The sequence below is a fragment of the Streptomyces orinoci genome, from assembly GCF_003121295.1.
Taxonomy (GTDB): Bacteria; Actinomycetota; Actinomycetes; order Streptomycetales; family Streptomycetaceae; genus Streptomyces; species Streptomyces orinoci.
Map to the genome: position 1 here is coordinate 143,514 of NZ_PHNC01000010.1, position 20,577 is coordinate 164,090.

General features: G+C 70.9%; 14 protein-coding genes. 8 read left to right on the forward strand and 6 right to left on the reverse strand.

The features are described from left to right. Positions 1-159: 159 nt before the first annotated feature. On the reverse strand, positions 160-615 hold the full coding sequence (locus CV755_RS08045) for a cyclic nucleotide-binding domain-containing protein (RefSeq protein ID WP_109279480.1): 456 nt from the start codon (positions 613-615) through the stop codon (positions 160-162). 309 nt (positions 616-924) lie between these two features. On the opposite strand from CV755_RS08045, the gene CV755_RS08050 reads away from it, so the two are divergent. Continuing rightward, positions 925-3,144: a HelD family protein gene (locus CV755_RS08050; protein ID WP_241561057.1), complete on the forward strand. Its 2,220-nt coding sequence runs from the start codon at positions 925-927 to the stop codon at positions 3,142-3,144. Here the strand turns inward: CV755_RS08050 and CV755_RS08055 are convergent. Continuing rightward, entirely contained in the window at positions 3,113-3,814 is a 702-nt protein-coding gene (locus CV755_RS08055; protein WP_109279482.1) for a metal-dependent hydrolase, read from the reverse strand. The two genes, CV755_RS08050 and CV755_RS08055, sit on opposite strands and share 32 nt — an antisense overlap. Positions 3,815-4,001: 187 nt before the next feature. On the opposite strand from CV755_RS08055, the gene CV755_RS08060 reads away from it, so the two are divergent. Beyond that, a complete protein-coding gene (locus tag CV755_RS08060; protein ID WP_109279483.1) occupies positions 4,002-4,703 on the forward strand; it encodes a lysophospholipid acyltransferase family protein in 702 nt (233 codons plus the stop codon). Between the two features lie 235 nt (positions 4,704-4,938). Continuing rightward, positions 4,939-6,990 carry a phosphocholine-specific phospholipase C gene (locus CV755_RS08065; RefSeq protein ID WP_109279484.1) on the forward strand — a complete coding sequence of 684 codons (2,052 nt, stop codon included), beginning with the start codon at positions 4,939-4,941 and terminating at the stop codon, positions 6,988-6,990. Here the strand turns inward: CV755_RS08065 and CV755_RS08070 are convergent. Both CV755_RS08070 and CV755_RS08075 read right to left on the reverse strand, forming a co-directional pair. Next, a complete protein-coding gene (locus CV755_RS08070; protein WP_109279485.1) occupies positions 6,977-7,879 on the reverse strand; it encodes a phenylalanine 4-monooxygenase in 903 nt (300 codons plus the stop codon). The genes CV755_RS08065 and CV755_RS08070 overlap by 14 nt on opposite strands. Positions 7,880-7,910: 31 nt before the next feature. Further along, a complete protein-coding gene (locus CV755_RS08075) occupies positions 7,911-9,014 on the reverse strand; it encodes a PP2C family protein-serine/threonine phosphatase (protein ID WP_109279486.1) in 1,104 nt (367 codons plus the stop codon). A 266-nt stretch (positions 9,015-9,280) separates the two neighbouring features. On the opposite strand from CV755_RS08075, the gene CV755_RS08080 reads away from it, so the two are divergent. From CV755_RS08080 to kdpC, 5 genes are all read left to right on the forward strand, one after another. After that, positions 9,281-10,084, forward strand: a complete 804-nt coding sequence (locus tag CV755_RS08080; protein WP_109279577.1) for an SAM-dependent methyltransferase — start codon at positions 9,281-9,283, stop codon at positions 10,082-10,084. A gap of 409 nt (positions 10,085-10,493) precedes the next feature. Beyond that, positions 10,494-10,583, forward strand: a complete 90-nt coding sequence (gene kdpF / locus CV755_RS08085; protein ID WP_109279487.1) for a K(+)-transporting ATPase subunit F — start codon at positions 10,494-10,496, stop codon at positions 10,581-10,583. Further along, positions 10,583-12,247 carry a potassium-transporting ATPase subunit KdpA gene (gene kdpA, locus CV755_RS08090; protein WP_109279488.1) on the forward strand — a complete coding sequence of 555 codons (1,665 nt, stop codon included), beginning with the start codon at positions 10,583-10,585 and terminating at the stop codon, positions 12,245-12,247. Before kdpF ends, kdpA begins: the two co-directional genes overlap by 1 nt. Further along, positions 12,247-14,313 (forward strand): potassium-transporting ATPase subunit KdpB, encoded by a 2,067-nt coding sequence (gene kdpB / locus CV755_RS08095; RefSeq protein WP_109279489.1) that lies wholly within the window; start codon positions 12,247-12,249, stop codon positions 14,311-14,313. Before kdpA ends, kdpB begins: the two co-directional genes overlap by 1 nt. 20 nt (positions 14,314-14,333) lie before the next feature. Continuing rightward, positions 14,334-14,984 (forward strand): potassium-transporting ATPase subunit KdpC, encoded by a 651-nt coding sequence (gene kdpC, locus CV755_RS08100; RefSeq protein WP_109279490.1) that lies wholly within the window; start codon positions 14,334-14,336, stop codon positions 14,982-14,984. Here kdpC and CV755_RS08105 read toward each other — a convergent pair. Further along, positions 14,978-17,395 (reverse strand): sensor histidine kinase, encoded by a 2,418-nt coding sequence (locus CV755_RS08105; protein ID WP_109279491.1) that lies wholly within the window; start codon positions 17,393-17,395, stop codon positions 14,978-14,980. The genes kdpC and CV755_RS08105 overlap by 7 nt on opposite strands. 100 nt (positions 17,396-17,495) lie before the next feature. Further along, a complete protein-coding gene (locus CV755_RS08110; RefSeq protein ID WP_109279492.1) occupies positions 17,496-19,715 on the reverse strand; it encodes an NADP-dependent isocitrate dehydrogenase in 2,220 nt (739 codons plus the stop codon). Positions 19,716-20,577: the final 862 nt, after the last annotated feature.

Consider the following 20,577-nt stretch of genomic DNA (forward strand, 5'->3'; position numbering starts at 1 on the left):
GGCGCCACCTCGCGACGGGCGGTCCCGCCGGGTGCTTCCGCGGTGCGATGCTATTCCGCTTGCGGGGCGGAATTTCATGTGCGGATTGTGTGTGGCTGATCGCGCCCGCGCGGCGGAGCCGCATATCGCACGGCCGCCCCGTGCCCCCAATGGGGCCCGCTAACTATGCAAACCCCCACTGCGGGGGCCGTAAAGATCCAGCAGCCGGGTACGTGCCAGACGCAGCCGGTTGCCGATCACGGACACCACATAGGTGAGCAGTGCGTGATCGAACACCGGGTCCTCCGCGCACATCCGCAGCACCGGCTCGGCGTCGAACTCCCAGGCCCGTACCGGGCTGCTCGCCTCGGCGCCCAGGTGCCACTCCCGGGGCGGGCAGATCCAGGACCAGCCCAGCAGCTCATTGGGCCCCACGGTCTCGATCACCACCGGGCGGCGTCCGGGTACCTGCAGGTCAAGGGCGACCGTGCCGGTGTGCACAATCCAGAAGCGGTCCGCCGGGTCGCCCTCGGCGAAGATCCTGGCGTCGGCCGGGAAGGCCACCTGTCTGCCGAGGGCCATCAGCCGCTCGCGCCGGTCCTTCGGCAGGGCACCGAACACCCCCGCACGTGCCATGGGAGCTCCCCTTTCGCGCGGCGGCCGTACTGTCTCCAGCTCCAGCCTGCCCACCCCGGCGCGCTCGCGCATGTCGGGCGGCGGCGAACGGGGGCGCTCGCAAGCCCCTCCAATACACCCCGAATACGCCCCGAATACACGAAAAACCCCGGGCCTATTGACGCCCGGGGCCTTTCATCTCGTATATTGGGAGATTCCATGCCGCACTCGAAATCAGGGCATGGAGAAACTCACTGAAGTCAGAATACCGGGGCGGGAGCCAAATTGTCAAACGAGTCCACCAGGGAATTGCAGTACGAGCAGGAATTCATGGACCTGCTCCACGCCCGCCTGGCCGAGCTGCGGGCCGGCGCCGAGGCCGCGGTACGCGCCGCCCTGCCGGCCGAGGGCGGCGGCACCTTCCAGGCCCGGCTGGAGCGCGATGTGCTGGTGGCCGAGCAGTCCGGGCTGCTGGCCGCCTTCAACTCCGGGGAGCACGGCCTGTGTTTCGGCCGGCTGGTCTTCAAGGACGGTGCCGACCACCACATCGGCCGCATCGGCATCCGGCAGGACGATGACGCCCGTACCCCGCTGGTGATCGACTGGCGGGCCGAGGTGGCCCGTCCCTTCTATCTGGCCACCTCGCACACCCCGATGGGGCTGCGCCGCAGGCGGCATATCTCCACCGAGGGCCGCCGGGTCACCGCCCTGCACGACGAGATCCTGGACCTCTCCGACACCATGCGCACCGGCCATGAGGGCCCGGACGCCGACGCCGTTCTGCTGGCCGCCCTGGACTCGGCGCGCACCGGCCGGATGCATGACATCGTGCAGACCATCCAGGCCGAACAGGACCGCATCATCCGCGCCCCGCACCAGGGCGTGCTGGTGGTGGAGGGCGGTCCGGGCACCGGCAAGACGGTGGTGGCACTGCACCGTGCCGCCTATCTGCTCTATGCCCACCGGGAACAGCTGGCCCGCCGCGCGGTGCTGATCGTCGGCCCCAACCCGGCCTTCCTGGGCTATATCGGCGAGGTGCTGCCCTCGCTCGGCGAGACCGGGGTGCTGCTGGCCACGCCCGCCGAACTGTTCCCGGGCGTACGGGCCACCGGCACCGACACCCCCGAGGCGGCCGCGGTCAAGGGCCGGGCGGCGATGGCCGGGGCGCTGGCCCGCTTTGTCCGCGACCGGCAGACGGTGCCCGAACCCGCCCTGGTGATCGACCATGAGGACGGCGAACTGGTGCTGGACGCCACGATCGCGGAGACGGCCCGGCGCCGCGCCCGGGAGACCGGGCTGCCGCACAACCTGGCCCGTCCCTATTTCGCCTTCGCGGTGATCGACGCCCTTGCGGCCCAACTGGCCGGCCGGCTGGGCGCGGACCCCTATGGCGGGCCGAATTTCCTGGGCCCGGACGACATCGCCCAGCTGGCCAAGGCCATCGCGGAGAGCGCCCAAGTGCACGCCGCCATCGAGGAGTTGTGGCCCACCCTGACCCCTGAGCAGCTGGTCGCGGACTTCCTGGCCGAGCCGGTCCATCTGCCCGAGGCCGATGCCCGCGCCATCCGCCGCACGGCGGGCGCCTGGACACCCGCCGATGTTCCGCTGCTGGACGAGGCCGCCGAACTCCTGGGCGCGGACGACTCCGCGGAGCGCGCCCGCGCCGAGGCCGAGCAGCAGCGAAGGATCGCCTACGCCCAGGGGGTGCTGGACCTCTCCTATGGCTCCCGTACCCAGGAGTTCGAGGACCGCGACGACGAGGAATCCGAAGTACTGGCCGCGCATGACCTGGTGGACGCCGAGCGGCTGGCGGAGCGGCATGAGGAGGCCGACCACCGCAGCGCGGCCGAGCGGGCCGCCGCCGACCGCACCTGGGCCTTCGGCCACATCATCGTGGACGAGGCACAGGAGCTGTCCGAGATGGCCTGGCGGCTGCTGATGCGCCGCTGCCCCACCCGCTCCATGACCCTGGTCGGCGACCCGGCGCAGACCGCCGAGCCCGGCGGCTGCGGCTCCTGGCGGACGATCCTGGAGCCCTATGTGGGCGACCGGTTCCAGCACATCCGGCTGGGCGTCAACTACCGCACCCCGGCCGAGATCATGGAGGTCGCGGCCCAGGTGGTGCGCCACCGGGACACCTCCTTCGTCCCGCCGCGCTCGGTGCGCTCCACCGGTACGGCGCCCTGGGCGCGGCGCACCGGCGATCTGCCGGGCACCCTGGCCCGGGTGGTGGCCGAGGAGCTGCGGCCGGAGGGCCGGCTGGCGGTGATCGCCCCGCGCGAACTGCTGCCGGAGCTGGCCGGGGCGCTGCCGGAGGCGTCCACCGGGGCCGCCCCGGACCTCACCCGCCCGGTGGTGCTGCTGGATCCCCGGCAGGCCAAGGGCCTGGAGTTCGACTCGGTGATCGTGGCCGAGCCCGCCGCGCTGGCGCCGAGCGACCTCTATGTGGCGCTCACCCGGGCCACCCAGCGGCTGGGGGTGCTCCACCGCGGCGAGTTGCCCGCCGGGCTGGCGGGTCTCAGCCGGCCGAGTGCGGGGACAGCGCGGTGAACCACAGCAGCGCCACCGTGGCGACGCCCATGATGGGGGTGAGGATCTCGGTCTCCAGCTTGTTGCCGCTGTGCTTGATCACCACGATCTCGTAGCGGGTCTTCAGTGGCCACAGCCAGGGGGCGCCCCGCTTGGTGATGGAGTCGCCCAGCAGATGGGCTATACAGCCCAGCCCGGTGGCGTAGGGCAGCCAACCGGGCGCGGAGGGGATGAACTTGGCGATGACGGCGGTGCCTATGCCGGCCATCGCCACAATGGTGCCCCAGGCGTGGAAGCCGTGGCCGGGCGGGCAGACATTCAGTGCCCGCACGGCCAGGGCCAGCAGGAAGAAGGTCATGCCCAGGGTGAACGGCCGTCCCAGATAGGTCACTCCGGCCCAGCTGCCCAGGGACATCAGGGCCACAAAGAACAGTGAGTGGGTGGCGTGCCGGTGTCCGCCGGAGATCCAGGCGACAAAGCGGCACAGGACCTTGGAGACCGGTCCCAGGAAGTTGGCTATGGTGCCGTCGTGGTGGTCCAGGTCCGGCAGCAGGGCGGCACCGGCACAGAGCACCGTCCCCATCAGGATCTCCTGCGGCGCCAGTTGAGCGCCCATCACCTTCTCCGGCAGCCAGGCCGCGGTGCCCGCGAACAGCAATGCCCCGCTGACCGCGTGTGAATGGCCCATCATTGTGCGTTCGTTCTCCCAGTCTCGGCGTCACCGAGGGTGACGCACCCTCAGGCGGGCAGACGCTATCAGGCCCACCGGATTCATGACGGACGGTAGTTGGCCGAATACGCACTCTCCCCACCTGGCGCTTGTCCCCACTACCGTCCCTCCGCGCGGGGGATCGCTCGGTACTAGGGAGCTCACTGACTTGTTCTACTTCATGTTCAAGACCGTGGTACTGGTGCCATTGCTGCGGTGGGTGTTCCGGCCCCGGGTGGAGGGGCTGGAGCATGTGCCCCGGACGGGTGCGGGGATCATCGCGGGAAACCATCTGTCGTTCTGTGACAGCTTTCTGATGCCGGTGATGCTCCGGCGGAGAGTCACTTTCCTGGCAAAACAGGAGTACTTCACCGGCAGCGGGCTCAAGGGGCGGCTGACCGCCGCGTTCTTCCGGGCCGTGGGGCAGATTCCGGTGGACCGATCCGGGCGGAAGGCCGGACAGGCGGCGGTGGACGAGGGTCTGCGGGTGCTGGGCCGGGGCGAGTTGCTGGGCATCTACCCCGAGGGCACCCGCTCGCACGACGGCCGGCTCTACAAGGGCAAGGTCGGGGTGGCCGCGATGGCCATCCGCTCCGGGGCGCCGGTGATCCCCTGCGCCATGATCGGCACCTTTGAGGCCCAGCCCATCGGCCGCCGGCTGCCCCGCCTGGTGCCCATCACCATCCGCTTCGGCGAGCCGCTGGACTTCGCCAAGTACGCGGACATGGCCGACCGGCGCGAGGTGCTGCGGGCCGCCACCGACGAAATCATGTACGCCATCCTCAAGCTGTCCGAACAGGAATATGTGGACCGTTACGCAGCCGAGGCCAAGGCGGAGCGGACGGCTCACCGGCAGCCGCTGGCGGCCTGACCGGACCGGGCCGCCAGGCGCGTCGGGCGGATGGCGGCCCACCCACCGGCGACCGCACCCACCGGCGGCCCACCCATCGGCGGCCCACCCACCGGCGTCCGGCCAACCTCGTTAAACCGCAACCGGCACCCGGAATTCAACTTCCGGACACCGTCAAGCCTTCCCCCACAAGCCCGTATGCCGCACGCTGACCCGCGAAAGACAGTCGTCCCCGACTCGCGAGGTCACCACACCCATGGCAGAACTCAACCGGCGCCGCTTCCTGCAGATCGCCGGAGCCACCGCCGGCTTCACCGCACTGTCCGGCAGCATCGAGCGGGCCGCCGCCATCCCGGCCGGCCGCCGCACCGGCACCCTGAAGGACGTCGAGCACATCGTGGTGCTGATGCAGGAGAACCGGTCCTTCGACCACTACTTCGGCACCCTCCGCGGCGTCCGCGGCTTCGGCGACCCCCGCCCGGTGACCCTGCCCAGCGGCAAGCCGGTCTGGCACCAGTCGGACGGCACCAAGGACGTCCTGCCGTACCACCCGGAGGCCGAGGACCTCGGGATGCAGTTCATCGCGGGCCTGGACCACGACTGGGCCGGCGGTCACCAGGCGTGGAACCACGGCAGATACGACCAGTGGATAGCGGCCAAGGGCCTGGGCACCATGGCCCATTTGACCCGCGAGGACATCCCCTTCCACTACGCGCTGGCCGACGCCTTCACCATCTGCGACTCCTACCACTGCTCCTTTATGGGCGCCACCGACCCCAACCGCTACTACATGTGGACGGGGCACGTCGGCAACGACGGCAAGGGCGGCGGCCCGGTGCTGGGCAACCAGGAGGCCGGCTACGACTGGACCACCTACCCCGAGCGCCTGGAGAAGGCGGGCATCTCCTGGAAGATCTACCAGGACATCGGCGACGGCCTGGACGCCAAGGGCTCCTGGGGCTGGATCAATGACGCCTACCGCGGCAACTACGGCGACAACTCCCTCCTCTACTTCAACAACTACCGCAACGCCAAGCCGGGCGACGCGCTCTACGAGAAGGCCCGTACCGGCACCAACGCCAAGAACGGCGAGGGCTTCTTCGACATCCTCCGGGCGGATGTGAAGTCCGGGAAGCTGCCGCAGGTCTCCTGGATCGCCGCACCCGAAGCCTTCTCCGAGCACCCCAACTGGCCCGCCAACTACGGCGCCTGGTACATCTCCCAGGTGCTGGACGCGCTCACCTCCAACCCCGAGGTGTGGAGCAGGACCGCGCTCTTCATCACCTATGACGAGAACGACGGCTACTTCGACCACGTCCTGCCGCCCTTCCCGCCGGCCGACGCCAGCCGCGGCGCCTCCACCGTGGACACCTCGCTGGACTGGTTCCGGGGCAACGCCCAGTACGCCGAGGGCCCCTACGGCCTGGGGCAGCGGGTGCCCATGCTGGTGGTCTCGCCCTGGAGCACCGGCGGCTTCGTCTGCTCCGAGCTCTTCGACCACACCTCGGTGATCCGGTTCATGGAGCGCCGCTTCGGCGTCCACGAGCCCAATATCTCCCCCTGGCGCCGCGCCATCTGCGGCGATCTGACCTCGGCCTTCGACTTCCGGCTGCGGCACACCGCGCACCCGGAGCTGCCGGACACCGCCGGCTATGTCCCCAAGGACCACGACCGGCACAGCAGTTATGTCCCCAAGCCGCCCGCCGACCCCGCGCTGCCCAAGCAGGAGCCGGGCTCCCGCCGGACCCGTCCGCTGCCCTACGCCCCGCGGGTGGACGCGGCCGTCGCCGCCGGAACCGGCCGCATCACCCTGACCTTCGCCGGGGGCGAGGCGGCCGGAGTGTGCTTCGCCGTCACCTCCGCCAACCGCACCGACGGCCCCTGGAGCTACACCGCCGCGGCCGGCAAGCAGCTCTCCGACACCTGGAACACCGCCTACTCCAAGGGCGATTACGACCTGACCGTGCACGGCCCCAATGGCTTCCTGCGCGCCTTCAAGGGCTCCGGCAAGGCCCATGGCCCCGAGGTGACGGCCCGGCACACCAAGCACGGCCTGCGGCTGACCCTCACCAACCCCGGTTCCACCGCCTGCCGGCTGACCCTGGTCAACGCCTATGGCGGCAAGCGGGAGACCATCAAGCTGCGCCCCGGCGCGCACCAGGAGCACACCCTCGACCTGGGGCACACCAAGCGCTGGTACGACCTGTCGGTGACCTCCGACCACGACAGCGGCTTCCTGCGCCGGTTCGCCGGACATGTGGAGAACGGTGAGCCGGGGGTGAGCGACCCGGCGCTCAGCACCCGCTGACCCGTACCCGGGGCGGCGCAGTGATCCCCAGGCGCCGCCCCGTGTCCTCGTCGAACTCCGCCAGGAAGGGCAGCAGCACATCCCGCAGATGATCGAGGGAACGTGCGGCGAAGAGCACCGGCTGGTAGCCGGTCAGCGGATACCGGGCGGTCGCCATGGCCCGGATGTCCAACTCCCTTACCCGGCACCGGTGGAGCGCGGCGAGCTCACCGTAGGAGGAGAGCAGGGCCGCGCCAAATGCCCTGATCCCCCCGGCCTCCTGGACCACCCCCAGCTCCAGGGTGAACCAGTAGACGCGGTTGACCAGATCGAGCGCCTCGGGGGTACGCACCCGGTTGGCCGCCCGGCCCACCGCGCGGTAGAGCTCGGCGAACTCGGGCGAGACCAGGTGCAGTCCATGCCCCAGCACATCGTGGATCACATCCGGCTCCGGGGTGTAGAGCGGCAGGGCGGGATGCCGGACGAACTGCACGGCGTGGAAGTAGCCATGCTCCAGGGCACCCAGGAAGAGCCGGTTGGGCACCACTCCGCCGGCCGGGGTCAGCCGGAACCCGGTGCGCTCGGCCAGCCGCGCGGAGACCTCCCGGTGCTGGGGGATCCGCTCGGCCGGAATGCCCGCCTCCGCCCAGGCCGACAGCAGCGCCCGGCAGGCGTGTTCCCGGTGCGCGGCGGTCAGTGCCGCGCACACCGTGCGCCAAGTGGCCTGCTCCGCCGGGGTGTAGACCACCGGCGGTGAGGGATCGCCCAGCCGGTGCCCCCGGGCCGCCGCCACAATGGCCTCGCGGCGCCGCAGATAGCGGGGGTCGCTGCGGCCGGGGTGCCGGCGGGCCGGGCCCAGGCGGCCGTCCGGGGAAACCGGGGTACGGTCGTCACTCCACGTTCTGCCCATGGCACTCAATGTGCCCAGGCGGTCCGGCGTTTCACTCCCCGCCGGCGCCGGTGTGCATAAGGTTGCGCAAATGGTGGCCCTCATGGGCGACCGGCATCCGCTGCACCGCGATCAGGGCGGCGTCATCGCCCAGCCGCCCGCCCGCGTGGGCCAGCAGGTCCCGGTGCAGATGATGCAGCAGCGCCTCGGGGCTGTGGCCGGTCCACTGGGCGACCCGGTCGGCCAGCGGATAGAACTCCCCCTGCCGGTTACGGGCCTCGATCACCCCGTCGGTGTAGAGCAGCAGGATGTCCCCGGTGCCGAAACGGAAGGAGTCCACCGACTCCTCCCCCGGCCCCATGCCATGGATGCCCAACGGTGGTGCGGGATGCGGGCTTTCCAGCACCACGACGGTGCCGCCGCCGAGCAACAGGGGCGGCGGATGGCCGCAGTTGGTCATCCGGATCAGCGGAAGATCGTCGGCGAGGTCCAGCAGCAGGGCGGTGGTGAAGTGCTCCTCCGGGTCGGCGGCCACCTCCACAAAGTCGTTCAGATACTGGCAGACGCTGTGGTCCAGGGCGGCAGCCAGCGAGGGCAGCGTCTCGTGCTGGGTGGCGGCCTGCCGGAAGGCACCCAGCAGCAGGGCGGACTCGCCGATGGCGGCCAGGCCCTTGCCCCGTACATCACCGATGATCATGCGGGTGCCGCCGGGCACCCGGGTGGCGGTGTAGAGATCCCCGCCGATATGCGCCTCGTCCTCGGCGGCCAGATACAGCGAGGCGATCCGCAAGGGCCCTATCCGCTGCGGCAGCGGCCTCAGCAGGGCCTGCTGGGCGGCCTCGGCCACCGACTGCACCTGGGCCAGCTGCCGCACCCGGCGCTCGCGTACCGCGCAGTAGAACACGATCAACGCGGAGAGCAGCGCCAGGGCCACCATCTGGGCGATGTGATTGGTGGTGGTCAGCCCGCCGTGCAGGGCCGCTATGACAATCTGGGCCAGCTCGGCCAGCGCCCCGACGGCGGCGACCATCCAAGGACCGCCGAAGGAAGCGGTCAGCGCCGGGGCTATCACCAGCAGCGGCCCCAGGTGCACATTGGTCCCGGTATGCACATCCACCACGGCGATCGCCACGATCAGCAGGACCGGCATCGCCATCAGTGCGGGGCTCGACTGCCATGGCTGCCCACGGTCCGCCAAGCGCTGTCGAAGGTCCACGTCATCCACTCTGCCCCAGCGGCGCGCCGCGCACGACCGGCGGGCGGACCATCCGGCGGGCGGCATATCCATCACCGGAGTCGTTGGCACCGCGCCAGGGACATGGGTGCTCAAGCCCGTGTCATCCGGCTTCGCCGGCGGAAGCGGCCGGCGCCCCGCCGGAAACCGCCCCCACCGGCCGGGCCCCGGCCGATAGCGTCGTGGCCATGACGACCTCCGAACCGCTGAGCGGGGTGAGCCGCACCGCCATCGCCGTCGCCCGGGTCCGCGCGCGGGAGAGCGAGCGGCCCGACGGCCTGTTCCGGGACCCCTGCGCGGCGGCCTTCGTCGCGGCCTCCGGGTATCCGACGAGCGGACGGCCCGGCCCCTTCGCCCTGGCCCTCGCCCACCACACGGTGCTGCGCACCCGCTTCTACGACGACAGCCTGCTGGCCGCCGCGGACTCCGGCTGCCGCCAGGTGGTACTGCTGGCGGCCGGCCTGGACGCCCGTGCCTACCGGCTCGACTGGCCGCCCGGGCTGCGGCTCCATGAACTCGACCTGCCGCCGGTGCTGGACTTCAAGCACCACGTCCTGGCCGGGCTGGACGTCCGGCCCCGGTGTATACGCACCCCGTTGCCGGTGGATCTGCTGGACCCCGGCTGGCCGGACCGGCTGACCGGCGCCGGCTTCGACCCGGCCGAGCGGACCGCCTGGCTGGTGGAGGGCCTGCTGATGTATCTCACCGCCGAGCAGGCGGCCACCTTGCTGGAGACGGTCGGCCGGCTCTCCGCCCCCGGCAGCCGGCTGATGGTCGAACGCGGCCGCGACCCCTCCGTGGGAGCGGACGATCCCAGCATCGGCCATATCACCTCGCTCTGGCGGGGCGGGCTGGGCCCGGGTCTGACCGACTGGCTCGGCGACCATGGCTGGCGGGTGACCACCCATCCCGCCACGGATCTGGCCGACCGCTACAACCGCCCGGGCCCGACCCCGCCCAGCGGCGGGTTCCTCACCGCGACGATTGGCTGACCCCGGTCACCGGCGCCCGCTTGCCGGGCGCCGCCTCCGGCTGATGCGCGACCGTACGCCGCCTGCCGAACACCATCCAACTCCCCTGTGCAGCCCCTGGGTTGACCGCTGTCCGCCCAGCGGTCCCGGGCCCCCACCCCGTCCGCCGGGTCCGCCCGCGGCACTTCCGGCCCACCCGCGCCGGGGCGCGGACGCCCCCACGCGCCGATGTTTCACAAGCGCTCTTCGGCCACCCTCGTGTTCCTCAAGACCATCACAGGTGTCCGCTATTACCGTTTCCTCCACGCAGTGATCAGAAAAGGACATCGGAGCAAGGGGTGTTATCGCCCATGGCGGACCTGGCATTCACCGGCCTCACCATCCTGGCCTTCATCCTGCTCGGCCTGGCGGTCAAGGGGGTTGAGCGGCTGTGAGCGCGGAGAACGTCATCGGGCTGGTCACCGCCGTGGGCCTCTTGCTCTACCTGGTCTTCTGCCTGCTCTTCCCGGAGAGGTTCTGATGAACGACACCCTCGCGGGCTGGCTGCAGATCCTCGCCCTGGCCGGCGCCCTCGCCCTGACCCACCGGCCACTGGGCGACCACCTCGCCCACTGCCTGACCAACTCCCGGCATCTGCGCCCGGAACGGCTGGTCTACCGGGCCGGCGGTGTCAACGCCGGGACCGACCAGACCTGGGCCGTCTATCTGCGCGCCATGCTGGCGTTCTCCCTGGTGTCGGTGTTGTTCCTGTATGCCTTCCTGCGGCTGCAGAACCAGCTGCCGCTGTCCCTGGGGACGCGGCCGATGCCCCCTGACCAGGCGTTCGACACCGCCGCCTCCTTTGTCACCAACACCAACTGGCAGTCCTACTCGGGCGAATCGGCCCTGGGCCATCTGGTGCAGATGGCCGGTCTGGCGGTGCAGAACTTTGTCTCGGCGGCCGTGGGCATCGCCATTGTCGCCACCCTGATCCGCGGCTTCACCCGGCAACGGACCGACCGGGTGGGCAACTTCTGGGTGGACCTCACCCGGATCACCCTGCGGGTGCTGCTGCCCCTCGCCTTTGTCTTCGCCATGGTGCTGGTGGCGGCCGGGGTGATCCAGAACTTCCATGGCGCGCACTCGGTGACCACCATCGCCGGGCAGCACCAGAGCATCACCGGCGGCCCGGTGGCCTCCCAGGAGGCCATCAAGGAACTGGGCACCAACGGCGGCGGGTTCTACAACGCCAACTCCGCCCATCCGCTGGAGAACCCCACCGGCTTCACCAACCTCGCCGAGATCTATCTGATGCTGGTGATCCCTTTCTCGCTGCCCCGTACCTTCGGCACCATGACCGGCGACCGCCGCCAGGGCCATGCCCTGCTCGCCGTGATGGCACTGATCTGGGCCGCCTCGGTGGCCGTGGCCACCGCCAACGAACTGCACAGTGTGAGCAGTCCGGCCGGGCACGCGGCGGGCGGGATGCTGGAGGGCAAGGAGCAGCGGTTCGGGATCTGGGGGTCGGTGCTGTTCGCCGTCTCCACCACGCTCACCTCCTGCGGCGCGGTCAACTCCGCGCACGATTCCTTCTCCCCGGGCGGCGGTGGCCTGCTGATCTTCAATATGATGCTGGGCGAGATCGCCCCCGGCGGCACCGGTTCCGGGCTCTACGGCATCCTCGTCCTGGCCGTGGTGGCGGTGTTCGTGGCCGGACTGATGGTCGGCCGCACCCCCGAGTACCTGGGCAAGAAGCTGGGCAGCCGGGAGATGAAGTTCGCCTCGCTCTACATCCTCACCACCCCGGCCCTGGTGCTGGCCGGCTCCGGCATCGCCATGGCGTTGCCCGGGCAGCGGGCGGCCATGGCCAACCCGGGGCCGCATGGCTTCTCCGAGGTGCTCTACGCCTTCACCTCCGCGGCCAACAACAATGGCTCGGCCTTCGCCGGACTGTCCGCCAACACCGTCTGGTACAACACCGCGCTCGGCCTGGTGATGATCTTCGGCCGTTTTCTGCCGATGGTCTTCGTCCTGGCCCTGGCCGGGTCGCTGGCCCGGCAGCGCCCGGTGCCGGTGACGGCCGGCACCCTGCCCACCCACCGGCCGCAGTTCGTCGGCCTGCTGACCGGGGTGATCCTGATCGTGGTCGGCCTGACCTTCTTCCCGGCCCTGGCACTGGGCCCGCTGGCGGAAGGACTGCACTGATGCCCGCCACCACGCACCGGGTCTCCGGCGGCCTGCTGGACCCCCGGCAGCTGGTGACCTCCTTCCCCGCCGCGCTGCGCAAGCTCGACCCCCGGCTGATGGTGCACAACCCGGTGATGTTTGTGGTCGAGGTGGGTGCGGTGCTCACCACGCTCTCGGCGGTCAAGGACCCCGGGGTCTTCCCCTGGGTGATCACCGTCTGGCTCTGGCTGACCAGCGTGTTCGCCAACCTCTCGGAGGCGGTGGCCGAGGGCCGGGGCAAGGCCCAGGCGGAGACGCTGCGCCGGACCCGTACCCGGACCACCGCCCGGCGGCTGACCGGCTGGCGGCCGGGGGCCGGGCCCGGTGACGAGGAGGAGGTCCCGGCGGCCCAGCTGCGGCTGGGCGACCATGTGGTCGTGGAGGCCGGGCAGATCATCCCCGGTGACGGTGATGTGGTGGAGGGCCTGGCCAGTGTGGACGAGTCGGCCATCACCGGGGAGTCGGCCCCGGTGATCAGGGAGTCGGGCGGTGACCGGTCGGCGGTCACCGGCGGGACCACGGTGCTGTCCGACCGCATCATCGTCAAGATCACTTCCAGGCCGGGCGAGACCTTTATCGACCGGATGATCGCGCTGGTGGAGGGGGCGGCCAGGCAGAAGACGCCCAATGAGATCGCGCTCAATATCCTGCTGGCCTCGCTGACCATCATCTTCCTGGTCGCGGTGGTCACCCTCCAGCCCTTTGCCATCTTCGCCGGCGCCGAGCAGAGCATTGTGATCCTGGTGGCGCTGGTGGTGGCGCTGATCCCCACCACCATCGGCGCCCTGCTCTCCGCCATCGGCATCGCGGGCATGGACCGCCTGGTGCAGCGCAATGTGCTGGCCATGTCCGGCCGGGCCGTGGAGGCCGCCGGTGATGTCAACACCCTGCTGCTGGACAAGACCGGCACCATCACCCTGGGCAACCGGCAGGCCGCCGAGTTCCTCCCGGTGGACGGGGTCGGCGCGGACGAACTGGCCGACGCGGCCCAGCTGTCCTCGCTGGCCGACGAGACGCCCGAGGGCCGCTCGGTGGTGGTGCTGGCCAAACAGCGCCACGCGCTGCGGGCGCGCGGCGAAGGCGAGTTGGAGCACGCGACATTTGTGCCGTTCACCGCGCAGACCCGGATGAGCGGGGTGGACATCGACGGCCGCCGGATCCGCAAGGGCGCAGCCGGTGCCGTCACCGCCTGGGTGACCGAGGGGGGCGGAGCGGCCGGCGAGGAGGTCGGGAGGATCACCGAACGGATCTCGGCCGGTGGCGGCACTCCGCTGGTGGTGGCGGTCCAGGACCGGCAGGGGGCCCGGGTACTGGGTGTGATCCATCTCAAGGACGTCATCAAGGAGGGCATCCGGGACCGCTTCGAGGAGCTGCGCCGGATGGGCATCCGAACCGTGATGATCACGGGTGACAATCCGCTGACGGCCAGGGCCATCGCCGAGGAGGCGGGGGTGGACGACTTCCTCGCGGAGGCCACCCCCGAGGACAAGATGGCGCTGATCAAGCGGGAGCAGGCGGGCGGCAAGCTGGTCGCCATGACCGGCGACGGCACCAATGACGCCCCCGCGCTGGCCCAGGCCGATGTGGGCGTGGCCATGAACACCGGCACCTCGGCCGCCAAGGAGGCCGGGAACATGGTGGACCTGGACTCCAACCCCACCAAGCTGATCGAGATCGTCGAGATCGGCAAGCAACTCCTCATCACCAGAGGAGCGTTGACCACCTTCTCCATCGCCAACGACGTCGCCAAGTACTTCGCCATCATCCCGGCGATGTTCGCGGCGGCCTACCCGGGGCTGGACAAGCTCAACATCATGCGGCTGCACAGCCCCGCCTCGGCGGTCTCCTCGGCGATCATCTTCAACGCGCTGATCATTGTGGCGCTGATCCCGCTGGCCCTGCGGGGCGTCCGCTACCGGCCCTCCTCCGCGGCCGCCCTGCTCAGCCGGAACATCTGGGTGTACGGGCTGGGCGGGCTGGTGCTGCCCTTCCTCGGCATCAAACTCATCGACCTGCTGGTCCAGCTCGTCCCCGGCCTCCACTGACGGCAGAAAGCAGACACCCCATGCTCGTCCGCCTGCCGCCCATGATGCGGCGTCATCTGTCCGCCCTGCGCATGCTGTTGGTGTTCACCGCCGTCACCGGCCTCGCCTATCCGCTGGCCGTCACCGGCCTCGCCCAGCTGGCCTTCGCGCATCACGCCAACGGCTCGCTGATCGAGGAGCACGGCAGGCCGGTGGCCTCGGCGCTGCTGGGCCAGAGCTTCGCCCTGCCCAAGCGGAATCCGGCCGACGCGGGGGAACAACTCCGGCCTGACCCACGGTGGTTCCAGCCCCGGCCATCGGCCGCCGACGCGGGCAAGGGCGCCGGCCCCTATGACCCGCTGGCCTCCGGCGCCTCCAATCTGGGGCCCGCCAACCAGGTCCTGGTCAAGGAGGTGGCCGCCCGGCGGGCCGCGGTCGCCGCCTTTGACGGGGTGCCTCCGGAGTCGGTGCCCGCGGACGCGCTGACCGCCAGTGGTTCGGGCCTCGACCCGGATATCTCCCCCGCCTACGCCGAGGAGCAGGCCAACCGTGTGGCCCGGGCCCGCGGGCTGTCCCCGGTGGTAGTGCGCCGGCTGGTCGCGGCCCGTCAACAGGGCCGCTCCCTGGGGTTCCTGGGCAGCCCGCATGTCAATGTGGTCGAGCTCAACCACGCGCTGGCCGCACTTCACTGACGGGCCGTGGGCAGCGTCAGCGTCACCGAGAAGACCTCCTCGCCGCCCACCTCCAGGGTGCCCCCCATGGCCTCCACCAGGTCACGGGAGAGCCGCAGCGGCAGGCTGTCTCCTCGCTCCGGCCCGCGGAACCCCGACAGCGTGACGACCAGCCGGTCGGGCAGCACCTCGGCGGTCAGGGCGGGTGACCGGCCGGGCGGGCCGTGCCGCAGGGCGTCGGCGGCGAGCGTGGTGAACACCCGGGTGAGCTGGGCGGCATCGGCGATCACCTCGGGCAGGCCGGGCGGGAGCGCGAGTTCGATGGTGCGGCCGCCCGGGCCCAGGTCGTCCAGGGCGGCCACCAGCACCTCACCGAGGTCCACCGGCCGCAGATAGAGGTCCAGGGCGCCGGCGTGCAACCGTCCCAAGTCGCCCAGGTCCGCCACCAGTTGGGCGGCCCGCGCGACCGCCGCCCGGGCGGCCCGGGGCCCCGGGCCGTCCGGCCCGTCCAGGGCCTGTTCGGCCGTCCGCAGCACCGCGCGCAGATCGCGGACCGCCAGGGCCAGCACTGCGGACCGCCGGCGCTCCGCCGCGACCAGGACGTCCGTCTCGGCGACCTGCCGGATGAGCCTGCCGTGGGCCTGGGCGATGCCCAGCTGCGCGGCGCAGACGGCCAGGATCTGCCGGTCGTCGGTGGTCAGCCCCTGGCCGGCGGCGGCCAGGGTGAGTTCCTCATCGACCGGGCACTCGGCATCGGCCTCATAGGGGCGTTCGGGGGGGCGGTCGCCGGCGCTGGCGACCACGAACCAGCGCGGCGGGGTGCCGCTGTGCGGGTCACGCTGGAGCAGGCTCACCGCGCGCAGCCCGAAGTTCTCCCGGATCAGCTCGACCAGGGCGGGCAGGTCCCGGCCGCGCGCCATGGCGGTGGCCAGCCGGTTCACCGCCTGGGCCTCGGAGGTGGCGCGGACCGCCTGGTACATGCGACGCGACGCCCGGCCCGCCGCCGAGCCCACCAGCACCGCCACCGCCACGAAGACCAGCAGCGCGACCATGTCGTTGCCGTGCGTGATATCCAGCGAATGGACGGGCACGGTGAGGTAGTAGTCGGCCAGCAGCGCCGCCACCACCGCCCCCAGCAGGGCCGGCCAGACCCCGCCCACCAGCGCCAGCACCACCACGACCAGCAGCTGGAGCACCAGACCGGTGCCCAGGCCCAGCCGGCCGCGCAGGGCGGTGAGCACCAGGGTGAGCAGCGGCGGCAGCAGCACCGCCCCGGCCAGCGCCGCCCGGAACCGCCGGGGTCCGGTGGCCTCGCCGGGCCTGGGCAGCCGGAACAGCACGGCCGGCCCGGCGGCCGCCTCATGGCTGACGATATGGACGTCGATGGGTCCGGATCCGTCGATGGTCCGCCGTCCCACATCCGGCCGCAGCAGGGTTGCCAGCCTGCTGTGCCGGCTGGCGCCCAGCACGATCTGGGTGACGTTCTCCTCCCGGGCGAACTCCAGCAGCGTCTGGGCCACGTCATCGCCGGTGATCTGGTGGTAGCTGCCGCCCAGCGACTCCACCAGGGCCCGCTGCCGGGCCAGTGCCGCCGGGTCGGCCGCGGCCGGTGCCTCGCCGGGGGCCACATACAGGGCCAGCAGTTCGCTGCCGGGGGTACGGTCGGTGATCCGTGCGGCCCGGCGGACCAGGGTCTCGCCCTCCGGCCCGCCGGTCAGGCCGACCAGGATGCGTTCCCTGGTCTCCCAGGGCGCGGCGATGCCGTGTTCCTCGCGGTAGCGCCGCAGTCCCTCCTCCACCCGGTCGGCCAGCCAGAGCAGGGCCAGTTCGCGCAGCGCGGTGAGGTTGCCGACCCGGAAGTAGTGGGTCAGCGCCGCCTCGATCCGGCCGGGCGGGTAGATGTCGCCATGGGTCATCCGGCGGCGCAGCAACTCCGGTGTGAGATCGACCAGTTCGATCTGGTCGGCGCGGCGGGCCACCTCGTCGGGCAGCCGTTCGCGCTGCCGGACACCGGTGATCTGCCACACCACGTCGTTGAGGGATTCCAGGTGCTGGACGTTGAGGGTGGTGATCACATCTATGCCGGCGTCCAGCAGTTCCTCGACGTCCTGCCAGCGCTTGGCGTTCCGGCTGCCGGGGACATTGCTGTGCGCCAGCTCGTCCACCAGGGCGGTCTGCGGGTGGCGGGCCAGCACCGCGTCCACGTCCATTTCCTCGAACCGGGCACCCCGGTGGGTCAGGACGCGGCGGGGCACCGTCTCCAGGCCCTCGGCCATGGCGGCAGTGAGCCGGCGGCCGTGCGGCTCGGCGAGCCCGATGACCACATCGGCGCCCTCGTCCCGCAGCCGCCGGCCTTCGCGCAGCATGGCGTAGGTCTTCCCGACCCCTGGGGCGGCCCCCAGGTAGATCCGGAGTCTGCCGCGCGCTGCCATTCCTCCATGGTTGTCCGCCGGGCGGCCCGGGGCACCCGGAAAGGCCGCCGCCCCGGCCCGGCGAGTGCCGGACCGGGGCGGTGGCCGATGGGGGCGGCGATCAGCCCAGCAGCGTCAGCGCCTGGTTGAAGGTCTGCGACGGCCGCATCACGGCCGCGGCCTTGGCCGGGTCGGGCTGGTAGTAGCCACCGATGTCGGCCGGCTTGCCCTGGACGGCGATCAGCTCTTCGACGATCTTCTGCTCATTGCTGGTGAGCGTCTCGGCGAGCGGGGCGAAGACCTTGGCCAGCTCCGCGTCATCGGTCTGCTCGGCCAGTTCCTGGGCCCAGTACATGGCCAGGTAGAAGTGGCTGCCGCGGTTGTCGATGCCGCCGATCCGGCGGGTCGGGGACTTGTCCTCGTTGAGGAAGGCCGCCGTGGCCCGGTCCAGGGTGTCGGCCAGCACCTGGGCACGCGCGTTGCCGGTGGTCTTGGCGTACTGCTCGAAGGAGGGCACCAGGGCGAAGAACTCGCCGAGCGAGTCCCAGCGCAGGTAGTTCTCCTTGACCAGCTGCTGGACGTGCTTGGGCGCGGAGCCGCCCGCACCGGTCTCGAACAGGCCGCCGCCCGCCATCAGCGGCACCACCGACAGCATCTTGGCGCTGGTGCCCAGCTCCAGGATCGGGAACAGGTCGGTCAGGTAGTCGCGCAGCACATTGCCGGTGACGGAGATGGTGTTCTCGCCGCGGCGGATGCGCTCCACGGAGAGCTTGGTCGCCTCGACCGGGGCGAGGATGCGGATGTCCAGGCCCTCGGTGTCGTGCTCCGGCAGGTACGCCTTGACCTTCTCGATGAGCATGGCGTCATGGGCGCGGGTCTCGTCCAGCCAGAAGACGGCCGGGTCGCCGGTGGCGCGGGCGCGGGTGACGGCCAGCTTGACCCAGTCGCGGATCGGGTCGTCCTTGGTCTGGCAGGCGCGGAAGATGTCACCGGCCGAGACGGTCTGCTCCAGGACGGCGTTGCCGGCCTGGTCCACCAGGCGGACGGTGCCGGTGACCGGGATCTCGAAGGTCTTGTCGTGGCTGCCGTACTCCTCGGCCTTCTGCGCCATCAGACCCACGTTGGGGACGGAGCCCATGGTGGCCGGGTCATAGGCGCCGTTGGCCCGGCAGTCCTCGATGACGGCCTGGTAGACACCGGCGTAGCTGCTGTCGGGCAGCACGGCGAGGGTGTCGGCCTCCTGGCCGTCCGGGCCCCACATATGGCCGGAGGTGCGGATCATCGCGGGCATGGAGGCATCGACGATGACGTCGGAGGGGACGTGCAGATTGGTGATGCCCTTGTCCGAGTCCACCATGGCCAGGGCCGGGCCCTCGGCGAGCTCGGCGTCGAAGGAGGCCTTGATCTCGGCGCCGTTGGGCAGCGCCTCAAGGCCCTTGAAGATGCCGCCGAGGCCGTCGTTGGGGGTCAGGCCGGCCGCGGCCAGGTCGGCGCCGAAGGCGGCGAAGGTCTTGGGGAAGAAGGCGCGCACCACATGGCCGAAGACGATGGGGTCGGAGACCTTCATCATGGTGGCCTTGAGGTGTACGGAGAACAGCACGCCCTCGGCCTTGGCCCGGGCGACCTGGGCGGTGAGGAACTCGCGCAGGGCGGCCACCCGCATCACGGAGGCGTCCACGACCTCACCGGCGAGCACCGGCACCGACTCGCGCAGCACCGTGGTGGTGCCGTCGTCGCCCACCAGCTCGATGCGCAGGGTGCCGTCCTCGGCGATCACCGTGGACTTCTCGGTGGAGCGGAAGTCGTCCACGCCCATGGTGGCGACATTGGTCTTGGACTCGGGGGACCAGGCGCCCATGCGGTGCGGGTGGGTCTTGGCGTAGTTCTTCACCGAGGCGGGGGCGCGGCGGTCGGAGTTGCCCTCGCGCAGCACCGGGTTGACGGCGCTGCCCTTGATCTTGTCGTAGCGGGCGCGGATCTCGCGCTCCTGCTCGGTCTTGGGGTCGTCCGGGTAGTCCGGCAGCGCGTAGCCCTGCTGCTGAAGCTCGGCGATGGCCGCCTTGAGCTGGGGGATGGAGGCCGAGATGTTCGGCAGCTTGATGATGTTGGCCCCGGGGGTCTTGGCCAGCGCGCCCAGCTCGGCCAGGGCGTCATCGATGCGCTGGCCCTCCTGGAGGTGCTCGGGGAAGTTGGCGATGATGCGGCCCGCCAGGGAGATGTCACGGGTCTCCACGGTGACCCCGGCCGTGCCGGCGTACGCCTGGACCACCGGCAGGAACGAGTACGTCGCCAGTGCGGGGGCCTCGTCAGTGTGCGTGTAGATGATCGTCGAGTCAGTCACCGGGTGCTCCGCTTCACGTCTGTAACATTGCTCGACATCAAGATATCTCGTGTCCGGCCGGTCCTCGACAGCGGTCCGCTCCCGGCTTCCGGGCCCGGACGGCGTCCGGGCGGCAGCCGGGCGGCGTGGGCCCCCGGCCATATGACGGCTTCGTAAACAATGCGCTACGGCGCCCGCCGGGACGCCCGGCGGCGGTCAGGGGCGAGTTGGTCGCGCCGTTACGTGCCTGCTAGCGGGCCATTACCGGTTACCGGCCAAATCTTTAGCGGCTGACCGTACCCCGCTGCCTGTTTTCCGCCATCGCCGGCCGCCGGTGAGGCTCGGTTTTCGGCCGCTTCTCCCCCGCGCTCGCGGCCATTCGCCCGCTTCCGTCAACTGCGCCCCTTTTCCAGGCATTGACCGGCCGCTGACCTTTTACGGAGCCGGGCGGGAGCAGGGAGACGGGCACCGGGCGGAGTAAGCGGTGTTACGCAAAACAACAGGCGGCGGGCGCTGTGCGGCGGTGGTCAGTGCCCGGACGCCCGTTGGGCCGGAATGGATCAACAGGGGCCGGGCGGCGGATAGTTACGCGTCATTTCCCAATGGCTTATTTATCCGCTGGCTCGCCCTCCGGCCCAACCCTACGTTCTTCAACGTTCTCGTGGGCACCGCGTTGGAGGGGGTGCGGAGATGCGGGAACCCGTATACAGGTTCCGCGCCATGCCGATCTCGCCAGTGACGGCCATTTCCGCATGGTTCCTTTAAAAACAGACCGCCGGCCGGGCGGGGCGTCATTGCCTCGCGGTGAGGCCGGCCCAAGCGCATGGGCCCAACGGGCATGCTCCGCAGGGCAGTTGACACAGGCATCGGATGCACCACCGGT

What these genes read in the sequence shown, in the direction of transcription:
- CV755_RS08055 (WP_109279482.1), bottom strand. Translation starts at nt 3,814, where the DNA reads ATGATGGGCCATTCACACGCGGTCAGCGGGGCATTGCTGTTCGCGGGC.
- kdpC (WP_109279490.1), top strand. Translation starts at nt 14,334, where the DNA reads ATGCTCGTCCGCCTGCCGCCCATGATGCGGCGTCATCTGTCCGCCCTG.
- kdpB (WP_109279489.1), top strand. Translation starts at nt 12,247, where the DNA reads ATGCCCGCCACCACGCACCGGGTCTCCGGCGGCCTGCTGGACCCCCGG.
- CV755_RS08105 (WP_109279491.1), bottom strand. Translation starts at nt 17,395, where the DNA reads ATGGCAGCGCGCGGCAGACTCCGGATCTACCTGGGGGCCGCCCCAGGG.
- CV755_RS08080 (WP_109279577.1), top strand. Translation starts at nt 9,281, where the DNA reads ATGACGACCTCCGAACCGCTGAGCGGGGTGAGCCGCACCGCCATCGCC.
- CV755_RS08050 (WP_241561057.1), top strand. Translation starts at nt 925, where the DNA reads ATGGACCTGCTCCACGCCCGCCTGGCCGAGCTGCGGGCCGGCGCCGAG.
- CV755_RS08045 (WP_109279480.1), bottom strand. Translation starts at nt 615, where the DNA reads ATGGCACGTGCGGGGGTGTTCGGTGCCCTGCCGAAGGACCGGCGCGAG.
- kdpA (WP_109279488.1), top strand. Translation starts at nt 10,583, where the DNA reads ATGAACGACACCCTCGCGGGCTGGCTGCAGATCCTCGCCCTGGCCGGC.
- CV755_RS08075 (WP_109279486.1), bottom strand. Translation starts at nt 9,014, where the DNA reads ATGGCGATGCCGGTCCTGCTGATCGTGGCGATCGCCGTGGTGGATGTG.
- CV755_RS08065 (WP_109279484.1), top strand. Translation starts at nt 4,939, where the DNA reads ATGGCAGAACTCAACCGGCGCCGCTTCCTGCAGATCGCCGGAGCCACC.
- CV755_RS08070 (WP_109279485.1), bottom strand. Translation starts at nt 7,879, where the DNA reads ATGGGCAGAACGTGGAGTGACGACCGTACCCCGGTTTCCCCGGACGGC.